Raw genomic sequence first — 16186 nt, 5'->3', positions numbered from 1 at the left:
CGCGCTCGACACCCGGGGTGACTCATGAACCATCTCCCCTGTCAGAACCCCTCACGGCGGCGGAGACTCGGCACGCGCCTCCCCACCGGCGTCCTTTCGTCGCCGCAGACGCCAGGCGCGCAGCAGCCGAAGGGGGAGCAGGCCCAGCGGTGCTCGCCGGCCCATGTCCGCCTGGTCCTCGCGGTCGAATGCCTGTGCGTAACGCGCGGCGTCCTGGGCCGTCGGGTATCGCTTGCTGCCCTCCGCTCCGCACCCACGCGCGCAGTGCCAGAGCATCGTGTCGCCCTCATGGAGAAAGCGAAAACGGTGTCCCAGAAGGTGGCAGCGCAGCACAGAACACCACCCTATGCGGACCGGTCCCGTCCGGCCTGTTGTTCCTCTACAGGCAACAGCCCATGGCCCTGAACGAGGAGGCATGGCATGACCACCACTGCCGAGCTCGGTGTCGTCACGACCAAGGTCCCCGCCCGGCTTGACCGGCTGCCGTGGTCCCGATTCCACTGGCGGATCGTCATCGGTCTGGGAACCGTCTGGATTCTGGACGGACTCGAAGTGACGATCGTCGGGGCGGTCGCCGCCCGTATGACCGAGCCGGGCAGCGGCATCAACCTGACCAGCGCCGACATAGGCACTGCCGCCGCCATCTACGTGGCAGGCGCATGTGCGGGCGCTCTCCTGTTCGGGAGGCTGACCGACCGCTACGGGCGCAAGAAGCTGTTCATGCTCACGCTCGGCATCTATATCCTCGCCACCGTCGCGACCGCGTTCGCCCACGACGCCTGGTATCTCTACCTCGCCCGCTTCATCACCGGTATGGGCATCGGCGGAGAATACGCCGCGATCAACTCGGCCATCGACGAGCTGATTCCGGCCCGTAACCGCGGGCAGGTGGATCTGGCCATCAACGGCAGCTACTGGGTCGGTGCGGCGCTCGGCAGCCTGGTCGCCGTGCTGCTTCTCAACGAGGGTCTGCTGGCAGCCGACCTCGGCTGGCGGCTGGCCTTCGGCCTCGGCGGCATTCTGGGCCTGGGCATCATGCTGGTACGCCGCCACGTGCCGGAGAGTCCGCGCTGGCTGTTCATCCACGGGCATGAAGACGAGGCTGAACGCATAGTCGACCGTATCGAGGCCGAGGTGCACCAGGAGACCGGCCGTGAGCTGCCGGAGCCGGACGAGGCGGTCACCGTGAGGCAGCGCGATGTCATCCCGTTCACGGAGATCGCCGCCGTGGCTCTGCGGCGGTACCCACGTCGCGCCATTCTCGGTCTGGCGCTCTTCATCGGACAGGCGTTCCTGTACAACGCGATCGTCTTCGACCTGGGCACGATCCTGAACGGCTTCTTCGACATCGGCTCCGGCTCGATCCCCTACTTCCTTGCCCTCTTCGCGATCGCCAACTTCCTCGGACCACTCCTTCTCGGCCGACTGTTCGACACCGTCGGCAGAAAGCCGATGATCGCGGGCACCTACTTCGGCTCGGCAGTCGTGGCAGCCGTCCTCGCCGTCCTGCTCATCAACGGCTCCCTGACGACTTGGTGGTTCTTCCTGCTGGTCTCGCTGACCTTCTTCGTGGCGTCCGCGGGAGCGAGCTCGGCCTACCTGACGGTGAGCGAGGTCTTCCCCATGGAGACCCGAGCCCTGTCCATCTCGCTGTTCTTTGCGATCGGCACGGCCGTGGGCGGAATCACCGGCCCACTGCTGTTCGGCCACTTGATTCACACTGGCGATGCCAACCTGGTGGCCATCGGCTTCCTCGTCGGAGCGGCAGCCATGGCGCTGGGCGGGCTGGCCGAGGTCTTCTTCGGTGTCCGGGCCGAACAACAGTCCCTGGAGAACATCGCCCGCCCGCTCACCGCTGAGGAGACCGAGGCGGACTGGCGCAACGAGCCCGCCCCACAGGACGCACGAGACCGCCTCCGGCCCGCGCACGTCCGGCAGGCCGAGCACGAGCGGGAACTGCGGATCGCCGACCGCACCGCCCGCCGCCGGGAGCGGGAGCGCGCCGGAGCCCGCCGTTACCGGCCGGGCACCGGACCGGGCAGCACCTTGTACTCGCCGGGGATGGCCGGCACCACGGGCACGGCAAGCCGTACGTCCGCCATGGCCGAACAACGCCTCGACGACGAGATCGAACAGATCACCCACGCGCTCCAAGAAGCCGGCCCCACGAGCCGCGACCGACTCGAACAGGCCGTGGGCGGCCGTACCTGGGGCCCCGGTCGCTTCCGCCGTGCCTTGCGTGAATCCGTGCGGGAGTCCCGGGCCAAGGGCCTCGCGGACGGCAGCTACGCGCCGACGGACGGACCCGCACGGCCGGACAGCCCACCGGGCGACCGCCATGACCAGCGGTGACCGGGGCAGAAGGAGGCAGCGATGAAATACGACGGTTTCCTCGCCCGTGTACGCGAGCGAGGCGAATACAACGACCAGGACGAAGCCGCGGACGTCACCAACGCCGTGCTGGAAGTGCTGGCCCAACGGATCAGCCCGGGAGAGGTCAAGGACCTCGCATCCCAACTGCCCGGCCCGCTGGGACAAGTTCTGGAACATGCCACGCCGCAGCAGGCGCAGAGCTTCGGGATCGAAGAGTTCTACCGCCGGGTCGCCGAGCGCACCAATGCCCGGCCGCGTACGGCGCAGTGGGACGCCAGCGCGGTCCTGACCACCGTTGCCGACGCTGTCACGGGGGGAGAGCTGAATCAGATCATCAGCCAACTCCCGTCCAGTTACGCGGTCCTGTTCGGCAAGGCCGACCTCGCGGACTGAGCCCGTGGGCACCCAGAACGAAAGGCCCCCGAAATGGTCGATACAGGTTTCTCCTCGTTCGACACCATGGTGGACAAGGCCAATCGGCTCCTCAAAGACGTCGAGGAGGCCTTCGAATGGCCCAAAGACCGCCGCAAGCAGTCGTATGCGGCACTTCGGGCCGTACTGCACCCACTCCGGGATCGTCTCCCGGTCGAAACGGCCGTACAGTTCGGCGCCCAGCTGCCGACCATCGTCAGGGGCGTCTACTACGACGGCTGGAAGCCGGCCGAGACGCCCGTGAAGATGAACAACGAGGAGTTCTTTGCGCGGGTCCGGAGCGAATTCCCCTATGCGGTCGAGGGCGGCAGCGAGAAGCTGGTGCGCACCGTACTGAAATCCCTGGAACGCCATGTGAGCGCCGGCGAATGGCAGCACCTCAGGTCCCGTGTGCCGAACTCGTTCGCCGCGCTTCTGCCGTGACCAGCCCTTGCCTGCGCGGATTTGGCGCTGCAGATGTGCGGCGCCATACCTGCCGTCTCCCGGAGACTTAGCCATGCTCGGCATTTACCGACGTCAGCGTCGGCGTCCGCGGCATACCAACGCCACGGCTGCGCCCTCCGGCCCTTGCGGTCACGGATGAGGGGGCTGCCACTCGAACATCAAGATCGTGGCGTCGTCGCTGAGTTTGTCGTGCCGATGCTCGAGGATGGCATGGATGAGCAGGCGCAGCACTTCCGGGGCGCTCTGCCCCGCTGCGGTCGACCGGATGATGTAGTCGGTGAAGCGCTCCAGGCCGAACTCTTCGCCTGCCTCGTCGCGTGACTCCACGACGCCGTCCGAGTAGAGCAGTATTCGGTCACCGGGTTCGAGGCTGACGTCGTGCACCTCCCGGGCGGTCCCGGCGAGACTGGCGGGCAGACCCAAAGGGGTCTCAGGTGCCCGCTCCAAGGCCTTGTGGAGCAGGCGATGGCGACGGATGAGCAACGGAGGCGGGTGGCCGCAGTTGCACCATCGCAGCACACCGGTGGGCATGTGCAACTGGGTGAAGATACCCGTGCAGAACTGCTCCGGAAGCCACTTCGCCAGCGCCTCGTCCACGGTGCCCGCGAGTTGGTTCAGGTCTGCCCCGCTGCGCCGGGCGTTACGGCAACCTGCCATGGCGACAGAGGTGGCGAGTCCGGACGCCAGGTTGTGCCCCATGCCGTCGAGGATCGTTGCGTGCAGAACGTCCTCGGTGAACGCATGGTCGAAAGCGTCGCCGCCCAGTTCGTACGCAGGCTCCAGAACCGCCGTCGAAACGACCCGCCCGGTACCGATCGATCGGGGAGGGAGAAAAGCCCTCACCATCTCCGTGGGCAGGTGCATCGGCCTGGTACGCATGCGCTGCGCGATGGTGTCGCTGTAGGTGCGCTTCGATGTGATGATCAGCGCGAGGAGCAGCGCCATCGTTCGACAGCGCCGTAGCTTGAGCCCGTCCAAGGTGCTCATGTTCAGCTCCACGACGCCCAGCCGCTCCGCTCCGTCGGCCAGGGGCAGCCAGACGTTCATCCCGCCGGAGGGGCCTTGTTCCACTCGGAGAGAGTCGGTGCGGTAGGCCCATCCGGCCAGGGAGGTGTCGAGGTTCAGTTCCGATTCGCCTTCGACAAGCGGCACCAGCAGTCTTTGCTGGACGTCGACCAGATAGATGGCGGCCCTGCCCAGACCCATGGCCTCGGCATACCGGTTCAGGACCACGGGCAGTTCCGCAGGTGATGCAAGCTGGGCTGCTCTGACCAGTTCCTCCAGCAGCCGCTCCCCGGACCCGTTGGACACGTTCCTGTCCATGCCTTCGATGATCCCCGCGAGGTGGAGCCGCCACAATCTGAGCCCTCCGACACCTGAGATGTGGGCCGATCAGCCTGGCGTGCCAGGGCCCCTGACGGATCGGTCGGGAATCGGGATCGGGTTCGGCTGACACCAGCAGGTCGGGGATCGCGCGGATCCCCGCAAGCCGCACAGCGGTCCGCTCCAGCAGCCGGCGGGTGCCCGCCGCGGTCTCGGTCGGCTCACCGACCAGATGCGTCAGCCGCCCCATAGGCTTTTTGCCCATCGCGCGTCAGGCGTGGTGCTCCACCGCAGGACGAACCCGACGTGGACGCGGCGCTGCAGCGGCTGAGCAGGATCGTTGCGGCGGAGGAAGCAGAGCGCGCTCAAGCTGTTTGGCCCACGGCCTGCTCCGCCTGGTCCGGTCGCCACTCACAGCAGGAGGTCGAAGACGGCTCGAGCCTCGCCCCAGTGCTGGGTCTGGGGGTTCTTCAGGTCGGGGTGGAGGATCTTGAAGCTCTGGGCAAGGGCCAGGCTGAGTCCACCGATGATGTCCGGATAGGCCGCCTCGGTCTCCTCGTCGGGCGTGCGGTCCAGAGCCGGGTGGGTGGCGAGCTGTTCCAGGATCGGCTTGAGTTCTACTTCCTGGTCGATCTTCCGGAAGTGGTGAATGCTCTCCTGCAGGCCTTTCGTGATCGGTAGGTCACAGGTCCGGATGACGTCGCGCCCGTTGGCCTTGGCAGTGGCCTGGGCGACGGTCAGCAGATCGTAGAGCTTGGCGTCGACGAAGTCGCTGTAGCGTTTGAGATCGTTCTTGTCGACGTCCAGCCCCCCGGCCGCACGGAAGAACCTTTCGAACCTGGCGATGGACATCACGGTCATGACGGCAACCTCCGGCTGCGGGCGTCGGGTGGCTCCCGGCCCCTGGGCTTCCCCGTCAGCCTGGCCGACGGGGGTACGCGAACGCATGCGCATACCGGGCCCAATTAGCCTCCCTGTATTGCCCTGCCAGGCCCAGGCGTCCGACTGCCGGGGGAGTCGGACGGGCGTGCGGATCGACAGCAGGGTGAACACCGCGTCGCCGAGCGGCCGCGTAAGGGGTGCCCCCGATATCGCTGCTGATGCGGTCGAACGCTGCGGTGTCGAACACGCCAGGGATCGCTCGGGAGATGCCGGTGGACAGCGCCCGGGCCCGGTTGACGCGGGCCTCCCGCCTATCAGCCGCTCCGACGCCGGCAGGACGTAGTGCTGTGCCGCGCAGCCGTTCCGGATTCCCCGCGTGGCAGGGCTTTGCCGGACTCCGGCTCCCGGGCGGACGCCGAAGCGGGGTGGTCGGTGGCGCGGAGTGCGGTGCCTGCCGGGGTGTGCCTGAGCGAGTCCTCGCGCTGGCGGACGCGATCGCGGCCCGGTGCTGGGAGCAGGCCTTGTGCTGGGAAGACGAGGAGATCCGGCCGTACCGCCTGCACCTGCAGGCGGAGGCCGGCGTGTCACGCCGCGTCGACGTTACCTCTGCGGCTTCTGTGGGCACTTGGGATCGCGGGGCAGCCGACGAGGAGGGCCCAGTCATGCGGGTGTCGCAGGGCGTTACGGTCGTGGCTCTCCTGGCGGATCCGGACGCACCGACGGAGATCGCGCAGCGCATGGCCCGGACACTTTCTGCTCGGCTCGCCGACAAGTCGGGCCAGGGGCGACGGTTCGACGTCGAGGTGGTCAGTGAGCCCTTCACCTCGGGGACGGAGGACCCACCCACCTTGATGCGCCGGATCATGGACCGTGGGAGTGCGGAGAACTGGGACATCGTCGTGGCCCTCACTGACCTTCCGCTGCACTCACACGGGCGCAGGCTCGCTGTGAATCTGAATCACGAACACGGCTTGGCGCTGCTCTCTCTTCCTTCACTGGGGGGCCTGCGGCTGCAGACGAGGGCCCGGCGGGCCGTCGAAGAAGCCGTGCTTGGCTTGGCGGGTCCGCAAACCACTGGGGCTGAAGGACCTCCGCGAAGCCAGCCGCTTCTGGGGCCCTTCGTCAATCGTCTCGCGCCTATTCATCCGGGCCCAATCGGTGAGAAGGAGACCGACGAACTTCGGTACGTCGTCAGCGGGCCCCGTGGTTACCTCCGGGTGCTCGTCGGTATGGTCCGCGCCAACCGGCCGTGGCGCCTGGTGCCGGGCTTGTCGAAAGCCCTGGCGGCCGCACTCGCCACGGGAGCCGTTGCCACCGTGAACTCCACCGTCTGGAGCCTGGCCGCGTCCCTGAGCACGCCACGCCTCGTGATCGCCATGGTCGGGTCTGTCGCGATCATGATCGGCTGGCTGATCGTGGACGCGGAGCTGTGGCATCGATCAGCAGAGAGCTCGCCGGAGGCGAGGCAGAGGGCGCGGCTCTACAACGCCTCGACGGTCGTGACCGTGGGTATCGGGGTGCTCGTCTGCTACGTGGGTTTGATGGTCATCAACTGGGTGTGGGCGCTGTTCATCCTCAACGACCAACTTTTCGCTTCCGTGACACGAAACCCACTGCACGCCGGGGAGTACTTGACGCTGTCCTGGTTCGTCGCTTCGGTCGCCACCGTGGGCGGCGCGCTGGGATCAGGCCTGGAGAGCGACGAGGCGATCCGGGCAGCCGCATACTCCAAGCGCGAACAGGAACGTCGCCACGCGCTCCAAGGCGACCACGGTGACCAGCCCTCGAAGTGAACCGCTACCTGCCCAAATGGCTCCCGGACGCGCGTGGGCATCGCCGCTCACCGCTCGTCGGCGTACCGGGCGTTCGTGCTCCACGCGGCGGCCCTTCGGCGACGACGGGGCGTCCCGGTAGGACAGCGACGGCCTTGTTGCGGTGGACAACATCTGCCGCACCGTCTGCGAACGCCACGATGACTGGGCAGTCGTGGTCGACGACGACGTCGAGCTGGTTTCAGCAAAACATCGAGATGCCCCTTACGGCGCTTACACCACCATCAATCAGCTCGCTGCCGCTCCTGGACTGTCGGGTACCGCCCAAGGCCTGGCCGTCTTGCGTGGTCGACCACCTGGCTTCCTTGCGATCAGCGCACCATGGGCGACTGGGTCGGCGATCTTGGGGTCTCGTCCTGGAGGGTCGCGGCCATCACTGGAAGTCGCCGGCTCGGATCAAGCGAACATCCACATCCTCGGAGTGGTACTGAACAGTTCACTGCGCTACTGAACTGACCACTGAACTGTTTCGTGCGCAACTGAACTCTTCAGTGCCGTTCAACACGATCAGTCGCTCTTCTTGTCCCGCCCCGGCAGGAACTCCTGCATCTTCGCCTTGAACCCCTGCCGGATCATCGACCCGCGATCGGCGTCCCCCTTCAGGATCGACTCGGCCGTCGCCTCCATCTGGTCCCAGGTGGCGTGCGGCGGGATCGGCGGTACGGCCGGGTCGGTGAGGAACTCGATCACCGCGGGTCCGTCCGCCTCCAGCCCCGCTCGCCAGGCGGCCGTCACGTCCACCGGCTTCTCCACGCGGATGCCGGTCAGGCCGAGGGAGCGGGCGAAGGCGGCGTACTGGACGTCGGGGAGCTCCTGGGACGGCAGGAAGGACGGGGCGCCCTCCATGGCGCGCATCTCCCAGGTGACCTGGTTGAGGTCGTGGTTGTTGAAGATGCCCACGACCAGGCGCGGGTCCTCCCACAGGTCCTTGTACTTCGCCGCGGTGATCAGCTCCGCCAGGCCGTTCATCTGCATCGCCCCGTCACCGACCAGCGCGATCGCCGGACGGTCCGGGTGGGCGAACTTCGCGCCGATCGCGTACGGCACCCCGCAGCCCATCGTCGCGAGCGTCCCGGACAGCGACCCGCGCATGCCCGGCCGCATCGCCAGGTGGCGGGCGTACCAGTTCGCCGCCGAACCCGAGTCGGAGGAGACGATCGCGTTGTCGGGGAGCAGCGGGTCCAGGGCGCGGGTGACGTACTCCGGGTTGATGGGGTCGGCCGACAGCTTCGCCCGCCGGTCCATGACCTCGTGCCAGCGCGCCACGTTGTCGCACACCGTGTCGTACCACTCGCGGCCGCGCTCCTCGGAGCGGATCAGCGGGATCAGCTGCTCCAGCGTCGCCTTCGCGTCGCCGACGAGATTCACCTCGTACGGATAGCGCATCCCGACCATGTGCGGGTCGATGTCGATCTGCACCCCGCGCGCCTTGCCGAAGTCCGGAAGGAACTGCGTGTACGGGAAGGAGGACCCGATCGTCAGCAGGGTGTCGCAGTCCCGCATGAGCTCGTACGACGGGCGGGTGCCCAGCAGGCCGATCGCGCCGGTGACGTACGGCAGTTCGTCGCTCAGGGCGTCCTTGCCCAGCAGTGCCTTGGCGACGCCGGCGCCGAGGAGTTCGGCGATCTGCTCCACCTCGGCCCGGGCGCCGGACGCGCCCTGGCCGACCAGGATGGCCACCTTGTCACCTGAGTTGAGGATCTCGGCCGCGCGGCGCACCGAGTCGTCCGCGGGGGTCGCCGTCCAGCTGCCGCTGTCGAGGCTGGAGGGCACCATCTTGAACTCGTGCGTGGGGGCGGAGTACTCGAGTTCCTGGACGTCGCCGGGGATGATGATCGCCGTGGGGGCGCGTCGCGCGTAGGCGGTGCGGATCGCCCGGTCCAGGACGTTCGGCAGCTGCTCGGGGACCGTCACCGTCTCCACGAAGTCCGAGGCGACGTCCTTGTACAGCGTGTGCAGGTCCACCTCCTGCTGGTACGAGCCGCCCATCGCGGTGCGGTGCGTCTGGCCGACGATCGCCAGGACGGGGACGTGGTCGAGCTTGGCGTCGTACAGGCCGTTGAGCAGATGGATCGCACCCGGTCCGGAGGTGGCCGCGCACACCCCGAGACGCCCGCTGAACTTGGCGTAGCCGACCGCCTGGAAAGCGGACATCTCCTCGTGCCGGGACTGGATGAACAGCGGCTGGTTGTCGGCGCGTCCCCACGCGGCGAGCAGGCCGTTGATGCCGTCGCCGGGATAGCCGAAGACGTGCTCCACACCCCACTCGCGCAGGCGCTGCAGGACGTGGTCGGCGACCTTGGTGCTCATGCGGGACCTCCTGGGCTCCGTGGGACTGCGCGGCACCGCTCCGAGTGACCCCGCGCGCGGGTGGAAAACCTGCGTGGGTGTTTGCGGACCCGGAGTGAGGGCAGGCGAACAACCAGTGCTTCGGACAGGAGGCACGTCCGTGGGAGCGGCAATTCCCGCCACGGGTGTGTCCGGTCCCCGGCGCGCGCCCGCACTCCCTCGGTGACCGTCCAAGCCAGAGCACAACCAAGGGAGTTGCGACGCACGATGCCCACCTCAGTGAGCGCGAAGCACCACCCGCACGACGACGCCCCCGACACCGCGGAAGACTTCCGCAAGCTCGCCACCCTGCCCGAGGGGCAGCAGCGCGACACCGTCCGCGAGAGGATCGTCGAGGCGTGGCTGCCCATGGCCGACCGGCTCGCGGGACGTTTCCGCAGCCGCGGCGAGAGCTTCGACGACCTGCGCCAGGTGGCCGCCCTCGGGCTGGTCAAGGCCGTCGACCGCTACGACCCCGAGCGCGGCAACGCCTTCGAGAGCTATGCCGTGCCCACCATCACCGGCGAGATCAAGCGCCACTTCCGCGACCACATGTGGACGCTGCACGTGCCGCGGCGCGTCCAGGACCTGCGTAACCGCGTGCGGTTCGCGGTCCAGGACCTGCAGACCGTCTCGGGCCGCAGGCCGAGCGTCGCGGAGATCGCAAAGCACGCCGACATGAGCGAGGCCGACGTCAAGGTCGGTCTGGAGGCGCTGGAGAGCTTCACCGCTCTGTCGCTGGACGCGGAGCTGCCCGGCAGCGAGGACGGCTACTCGCTCAGCGACGCGCTGGGCTCCGCCGATCCCGCACTGGACACGGTCGTGGACCGCGAGGCCGTGGCGCCGCGGCTGGCGGCCCTGCCCGAGCGTGAGCGCGCCATTTTGTACATGCGCTTCTTCGGTGACATGACGCAGAGCCGGATCGCCGAACAGCTCGGCATCTCACAGATGCACGTGTCCCGGCTGATCAGCCGGTGCTGCAGCCGGGTGCGCGAGCAAGTGCTCGATGACGTGGGCTGACACAGCCGCGCGCCGATCAGGGCGTTGCTGTCACCGCCAGTGCGACGTGGCGGGCCATGGTGTCCATCGCGCGCGCCTCCGCCATCGAGAACGCCAGGCGGGCTCCGCATCTGAACAGCGTCAGGACGCCTGCCACGGCGCCCTCGGCGGTGAGAGGCACACACAGCAGTGACGTGACGTTCGCCTGTACGAGGACCGGGGCGCCCTCGGCATCATGGCCGAAGGCGTCCGGGTCCGGCGGGCGGACCTGGAGGGAGGGGGAGGCGGTGCGTGCCGTCTCCACTACGAGGGGGCACCTGGCCGGCGACTGGGCCGCCAGCGTCTTCGCCTCCTTCTCCGAGGGGGCCAGCACGGTCGTACGGGAGAGCCCGGCCGCGCCGGCCGTGCCCGTGTCGGCGATCACCCAGTCGGCGAAGCGGCCGTGCAGCACCTGGGCCGCCCGCCGGACCACTGCCTCACGGTCGCCGCGCGGTGCCGTCAGCAGGGTCGTGGTCATCTCGTCCAGGACGTCCATCAGGGCCGCGTGCCGGGTGGTCTCGGTGAGGTCGGGGACCTGGGTCGTCGGGCTGTCGCCCGGCCCCGGGGCCCCGGTCGCGCGCAGGTCGCCGGGCTGCAGCGCCACCAGCACGGTGGTGTGCGGCTCCCCGCTCGGGCGTACGGCCGTCAGGGTCGCGTGGACCGGGACGGACGGCCGCTGCTGGAGGTGCACGGTCAGGCTGCGGTCACCGTCGCCGCGTGCCACCGCGGCTGCCTGCGAACGGAACGCCGCCCGGTCGGCGTGGGCGAGGAACCCCGTCAGCGGCCGGCCCGTCGCATAACCCGCCCTGACGCCGGTGAAGGACGTCGCCGCGAAGTTCAGCCGGCGCACCACCGCTTCCCGGTCCACCAGCGCGACCGGCAGCGGAAACCGCTGGAACACCGCCCGCAGCAGATGCTGTTCCTGACGCTCGGCGGACGTCGTACGGGGCAGCCCGCCCGAGGTCAGCCGCTCGTACGACGGCCACAACTGGGCCGCGACATGGTCCAGTTCGAAGATGGCCGCGTCCAGGACGGTCGGCAGATCCCCTCCCGAAACGGACCGTGCCGCCTTGAGCTCCGCGACGCGGCGCACGAAATCCGCAAGTTCTTCACCGAATTCGTCGGTCTTCGCCATGGGGACGAACCTAGCTCGCGGCGACGTGGTGCGGGGCGGCGGGGATCCAACTGGTCCCCCCTGTTCTCCGACTGTTTTCCCCACGCAGTACCGGGAAAGCGCCCAAAATGAGGAGGAGTTGAGGATGCCCGCTCACGATCGCGTCGGCCGCTGGGCAGACCAGTCCGCCGAAGCCGCCCTTCCCGGGCGCAGGTTGTCCGAACTGGTCGAACAGGCCGTGCGCTGCACCGCCGACTGCTGTGGCGCGAGCAGCATGGTGGCCGATGCAGGTGCCGAGCGGCCGGCGGCCGTCACCCACCCCGACCTGGCCGGCCTCGTCGCCGTGCAGCTCCGCTCCGGGGACGGGCCCATCCCGGCGGCCATGGAACGCGGCGAGCCCGTCGACTCGGCTGACCTGCTGCGCGACGAACGCTGGCCGGAGTACCGCGCCATGGCGCTCGACTCGGGGGTGCGCTCCAGCGTCACGCTCCCGTTCCGCCGGTCCGGGCTCACGGTGACGCTCAGTCTCTACAGCTTCCGGCCCGGCGCCTTGGAGGACGTCGTGCACGGGCCGGTGCAGGCCTTCGGCGAACTCGCCGCCACCTGCCTGGTCCGCGACCGCTCCTACCGCGCCGCGCTCACCGAGCTCGACCATCTGGGCACCGCCCTGCGCACACGGCCGGTCGTCGACCAGGCGTGCGGCATCGTCATGCACGTCCTGGGCTGCGACGCCGACACCGCCTTCGGCGTGCTGCGCCGCATCTCCCAGGGCACCAACCGCAAGCTGTCGGACGTCGCCGCCGGGGTGGTCAGCAGGCGGGGGCGGGGGCTGGAGCGCGACTTGGCCGCGCTGCTGAACTGACGGAGCGGTCGACCGTACGGCGTCACCCACTCGGCCGTCCCCGTCCCGCGAATGGTGCCCGGCCGCGCGCGCCCGGCCGCCGGGCGGGCTGTCATGGCTGCGGGGGCACGACCGCCGTACCCCCGCAGCCGGCCGAAGGAGCTCACCCCATGCGCCGCACCGCCCGCGCCCTGTCCGTCGCCGCCCTGGCCGGTGTCGTCCTGGGCTTCGTCGCCTCGGCCGCCTTCGCGGAGCCGGCCGCGGAGGTCAGCCCCGGCTCCGTCTCCCCGGGCGGCAGCGTGACGGTCTCGGTCTCCTGCGACGCCCTCGGCACAACCGCTCCGGCCACCATCGACGCCACCTCGCAGGCCTTCGAAGAGGGCACCGTCCAGCTGAAGCGGGTCTCCGGCAACGACGAGAAGGACGCCGGGCCCGCCTACAGCGGCACCGCTCGCATCCCCCCTGCCGAGAACTTCGAGGACGACCCGGACGCGGCCGGAGCGGCCTCCGCATGGACGGTGGACGGCACCTGCCCGGCGGCGCCAGGCGGGGAGGGCAAGGAGTGGAGCGCGACGCTCACGGTGGCCCTCGACAGCGGTGGTGGCAAGGGTGGTACCGAAGGCGGGGGCAAGGGCAGCACCGAGGGCGGCAGTGCGGGCGGCGGAACACAGGAGGGCGGCGAGGCCGGCGGCACGGGCGGCACGCAGGGCGGTGGTGAGGGCGGCACCGAGGGCGGCTGGAGCGGCGCCGACGGGGGAGGCGATCCCTGCACCGAGCCCCACTCGGGCCACACCGAACCCGACAAGGCCGGGAGCGGGTGGGAGGAAGCCGCGCCCTCGGGCAAGGGCGACCAGGGCGGTACACACGCGCAGGACTGCGACGGTGGGGCCATCGACCACGGCGTGCGCGCCGGTGACGGCGGCACCTTCACCGACTCCGTCCCCGCCCTTGTCGCCGGTGGCGTGCTGATCGCGGGCGCGGCCGGCGGTGCGGTGTACCGGCTGCGCCGCAAGACGCCCATCACGCAGGACTGACCCCTGCGGGCACTGATGGGGTGGCGGCACGATGGGTACCCGGAGCGCGAGGGGTACACGACACACCGTGCGTCCCCTCTCGCCGTACGAACCCCGCAACCCGCACCACGGAACCAACGACCCGCACCACGGAACCAGCGACCCGCACGGAGCACCGCACGACGAACCACTGAGCACCTGGCACAGCGCGGAGGCAAGGATGCGCCCGACGGACCTCGAAGGCCACGGCCCCGTCCGTTACGGGCCCCCGCTGCCGGGCGACGGGCTGCCCGTGCTGCCCGAACTGGCCGCCGTCCTCGCGGCTGCCGCCGACCGTGCCGAGAGCGAGCTGATCGGCGGCGGCGACGGCCTCCTGGCAGCCGCGTGCGGTTACTGGAGGCGGCGCGGTCTGCCGACCGAGTCCGGGCGGGCGGTGGCCGCTCCCGGAGCGCCCGCACTGCTGCTCGCGCTGACCGCCGCGATCGGCGGCGACATCCTGGTGCCGCGCCCCTGCGCCGCCTGGTGGGCGCCGTACGCACGCCTGCTGGGCCGACCCGTCTTCCATGTGGCGACACCGGCCGAGTGCGGCGGTGTACCCGATCCGTACGCCCTGCTGGAGACCGTACGCCGGGTCCGGGCCGAGGGCGGTGACCCCCGGCTGCTCGTGCTGTCCGTCGCCGACGACCCCACCGCCACCGTGGCCCCGCCCGAGGTGCTGCACGAGACCCTGGAGGCCGCCACCGGCGAGGGGCTGCACCTCGTCAGTGACGAGACCTGGCGCGACACGGTGCACGCCCTCCACGACACCGTGCTGCTCAGCCCCGCCGAGATGCTGCCCGAACAAGTCACCGTCGTCACCGACCTGTCCGGCGCCCACCTCCCGCCGGGCTGGCCCGCCGCGGTCGCCCGCTTCCCCGCCGGCGATGCCGGCGACGGTCTGCACGCGCGCGTGCTCGACGTGCTCACCGCGCTGGGAGCCCGGATCGCCGGCCCGGTCGCCCGCGCGGCCCAGTACGCACTGGAGGAGCCGGAGCCGGTCACCGCACGAGTCAGCGCCACGGTGCGCCTGCACGCACGCCTGGCGGCCGCCGCGCACGCCGCTGCCGTAGCGGCGGGCGCCGTGGCCCGGCCCCCGCAGGCCGGGCGGCACGTGTACGTCGATCTCGGCCCGCTGCGTGCCGGGCTCTCCGCGCACGGCGTGGGGGACGCGCAGGACCTGGAGGACTTCCTCGCCGAGCGGCTCGGGATGCCCGCACCGGGCGGGCACCGCTTCGGCGACGACCTCGGCGCGCTGCGCGTACGGCTGTCCACCGGCCCCCTGCTGGCGGGTACCGACGAGGAACGCGCGGAATGCATCACGTCACCCTCGCCGTTGGAACTGCCACACGTGCACCGTGCGTTGATCCACTTGAAGTCGGTCTTCGACGATCTCCGTGACGAAGCTCAGCGATGGGAGCCTCCTCGATGACGCAGCAGTCCGAGTCATCCATGTCGACACCACCGCTTGCGGCCCCCCGGGAAGCCGACGCCCCGGCGGACCCGCCCCCCTTCGCGCCCGCGTCCTCCTTCGCGCCCCCGTTCCCGCCGCTTGCCGCACCCCGCCCGCTGGGCGAACACCGGGTGTGGCCGCGGACCTTCCACGACCGGCTCACCGCCCCGCTGCCCGGAATCAAGACCCTCGCCCGCTTCGCCCGCGAGGGCGCCGTACGCCCCGGCCGGGAGGGCCTCGCCGACATCCCGAAGCTGCCGTTCGAGCCGGGCCCGGTGCCCCGCGTGGACGCGCGCACGGTCGCCGTCTCCTGGGCGGGCCACGCCAGTTGGGTGGTCAGCATCGGCGGGCTGACGGTCCTCACCGACCCCGTCTGGTCGCGCCGCATCCTCGGCACCCCGGCCCGCATCACCCCGGTCGGCGTCGCCTGGAGCGCCCTGCCGCGCGTCGACGCGGTCGTCATCAGCCACAACCACTACGACCACCTGGACGCCCCCACACTGCGCCGACTCCCGCGCGACACCCCCGTGTTCGTGCCGGCCGGCCTCGCCGCGTGGTTCCGTCGCCGCCGGTTCACGCAGGTCACCGAGCTGGACTGGTGGGAGGCCGCCGAACTGTCCGGCGTCCGCTTCGACTTCGTACCGGCCCACCACTGGTCCAAGCGCACCCTCGTCGACACCTGCCGCAGCCTGTGGGGCGGCTGGGTGCTGACCGCCCCCGACGGACAGCGCGTGTACTTCGCGGGCGACACGGGTTACGGCCACTGGTTCACCCGCATCGGTGAGCGCTACCCCGGCATCGACCTCGCCCTCCTCCCCATCGGCGCCTACGACCCCCGTTGGTGGCTCAGCGACGTCCACTGCGACCCGGAGGAGGCGGTGCGGGCGGCCCAGGATGTGGGGGCCCGCCGGATGGCGCCGATGCACTGGGCGACCTTCGTCCTGTCGGCGGAGCCGGTCCTGGAGCCGCTCACCCGGGTGCGGGCGGCGTGGGAGAAGGCGGGGCTGGACCGCGAGGACCTGTGGGACATTCCGGTCGGCGCGTCCAGGGTGCTGTAGGGCAGCCCGCCAGGGTCGC

The 16186-nt window shown here is 70.2% G+C and carries 13 protein-coding genes and 1 pseudogene; 9 read left to right on the top strand and 5 right to left on the bottom strand.

Annotated features, from left to right (window positions below; translation table 11 throughout):
- Nucleotides 1-420: 420 nt before the first annotated feature.
- The 3 genes from ACFY5C_RS03910 to ACFY5C_RS03900 are packed head-to-tail and all read left to right on the top strand — an operon-like array spanning nucleotide 421 to nucleotide 3228.
- The gene (locus ACFY5C_RS03910; protein ID WP_389440029.1) at nucleotides 421-2352 is read left to right on the top strand and encodes an MFS transporter; all 1932 of its coding nucleotides are present in this window, start codon (nucleotides 421-423) and stop codon (nucleotides 2350-2352) included.
- A 21-nt stretch (nucleotides 2353-2373) separates the two neighbouring features.
- Nucleotides 2374-2766 carry a DUF2267 domain-containing protein gene (locus ACFY5C_RS03905; protein WP_389440027.1) on the top strand — a complete coding sequence of 131 codons (393 nt, stop codon included), beginning with the start codon at nucleotides 2374-2376 and terminating at the stop codon, nucleotides 2764-2766.
- A gap of 33 nt (nucleotides 2767-2799) precedes the next feature.
- Nucleotides 2800-3228, top strand: a complete 429-nt coding sequence (locus ACFY5C_RS03900) for a DUF2267 domain-containing protein (protein ID WP_389440025.1) — start codon at nucleotides 2800-2802, stop codon at nucleotides 3226-3228.
- Nucleotides 3229-3378: 150 nt separating this feature from the next.
- Here the strand turns inward: ACFY5C_RS03900 and ACFY5C_RS03895 are convergent, their stop codons facing one another.
- From ACFY5C_RS03895 to ACFY5C_RS03885, 3 genes and pseudogenes are all read right to left on the bottom strand, one after another.
- Nucleotides 3379-4572 (bottom strand): PP2C family protein-serine/threonine phosphatase, encoded by a 1194-nt coding sequence (locus ACFY5C_RS03895; protein ID WP_389440023.1) that lies wholly within the window; start codon nucleotides 4570-4572, stop codon nucleotides 3379-3381.
- A gap of 64 nt (nucleotides 4573-4636) precedes the next feature.
- Nucleotides 4637-4843 (bottom strand): annotated as a pseudogene (locus tag ACFY5C_RS03890) (ISNCY family transposase); the annotation flags it as partial.
- 140 nt (nucleotides 4844-4983) lie between these two features.
- Nucleotides 4984-5433, bottom strand: coding sequence for a DUF1931 family protein (locus ACFY5C_RS03885; RefSeq protein WP_383407191.1), 450 nt, complete (start codon nucleotides 5431-5433; stop codon nucleotides 4984-4986).
- Between the two features lie 683 nt (nucleotides 5434-6116).
- Here ACFY5C_RS03885 and ACFY5C_RS03880 point away from each other — a divergent pair.
- Nucleotides 6117-7247: a hypothetical protein gene (locus tag ACFY5C_RS03880; RefSeq protein ID WP_389440707.1), complete on the top strand. Its 1131-nt coding sequence runs from the start codon at nucleotides 6117-6119 to the stop codon at nucleotides 7245-7247.
- Between the two features lie 546 nt (nucleotides 7248-7793).
- Here the strand turns inward: ACFY5C_RS03880 and ACFY5C_RS03875 are convergent.
- On the bottom strand, nucleotides 7794-9596 hold the full coding sequence (locus ACFY5C_RS03875) for a thiamine pyrophosphate-requiring protein (protein WP_389440020.1): 1803 nt from the start codon (nucleotides 9594-9596) through the stop codon (nucleotides 7794-7796).
- A 246-nt stretch (nucleotides 9597-9842) separates the two neighbouring features.
- On the opposite strand from ACFY5C_RS03875, the gene ACFY5C_RS03870 reads away from it, so the two are divergent.
- A complete protein-coding gene (locus tag ACFY5C_RS03870) occupies nucleotides 9843-10634 on the top strand; it encodes an RNA polymerase sigma factor SigF (protein WP_389440018.1) in 792 nt (263 codons plus the stop codon).
- Between the two features lie 16 nt (nucleotides 10635-10650).
- On the opposite strand, the gene ACFY5C_RS03865 is transcribed toward ACFY5C_RS03870, so the two are convergent.
- The gene (locus ACFY5C_RS03865) at nucleotides 10651-11787 is read right to left on the bottom strand and encodes a GAF domain-containing protein (RefSeq protein WP_389440016.1); all 1137 of its coding nucleotides are present in this window, start codon (nucleotides 11785-11787) and stop codon (nucleotides 10651-10653) included.
- A gap of 124 nt (nucleotides 11788-11911) precedes the next feature.
- Between ACFY5C_RS03865 and ACFY5C_RS03860 the strand changes: the two genes are divergently transcribed.
- From ACFY5C_RS03860 to ACFY5C_RS03845, 4 genes are all read left to right on the top strand, one after another.
- Nucleotides 11912-12628, top strand: a complete 717-nt coding sequence (locus ACFY5C_RS03860; protein ID WP_389440014.1) for an ANTAR domain-containing response regulator — start codon at nucleotides 11912-11914, stop codon at nucleotides 12626-12628.
- Between the two features lie 149 nt (nucleotides 12629-12777).
- Nucleotides 12778-13641, top strand: coding sequence for a hypothetical protein (locus ACFY5C_RS03855; RefSeq protein ID WP_389440012.1), 864 nt, complete (start codon nucleotides 12778-12780; stop codon nucleotides 13639-13641).
- Nucleotides 13642-13840: 199 nt separating this feature from the next.
- On the top strand, nucleotides 13841-15088 hold the full coding sequence (locus ACFY5C_RS03850; RefSeq protein ID WP_389440704.1) for an aminotransferase class I/II-fold pyridoxal phosphate-dependent enzyme: 1248 nt from the start codon (nucleotides 13841-13843) through the stop codon (nucleotides 15086-15088).
- On the top strand, nucleotides 15085-16167 hold the full coding sequence (locus ACFY5C_RS03845) for an MBL fold metallo-hydrolase (protein WP_389440010.1): 1083 nt from the start codon (nucleotides 15085-15087) through the stop codon (nucleotides 16165-16167). Before ACFY5C_RS03850 ends, ACFY5C_RS03845 begins: the two co-directional genes overlap by 4 nt.
- The last annotated feature ends 19 nt before the right edge of the window (nucleotides 16168-16186 follow it).

Origin of the sequence: Streptomyces sp. NPDC012935, assembly GCF_042900345.1 — a bacterium.
GTDB lineage: Bacteria > Actinomycetota > Actinomycetes > Streptomycetales > Streptomycetaceae > Streptomyces.
The sequence above is the reverse complement of the archived record's forward strand: the minus strand, read 5'-3'. Positions and strand labels throughout refer to the sequence as shown.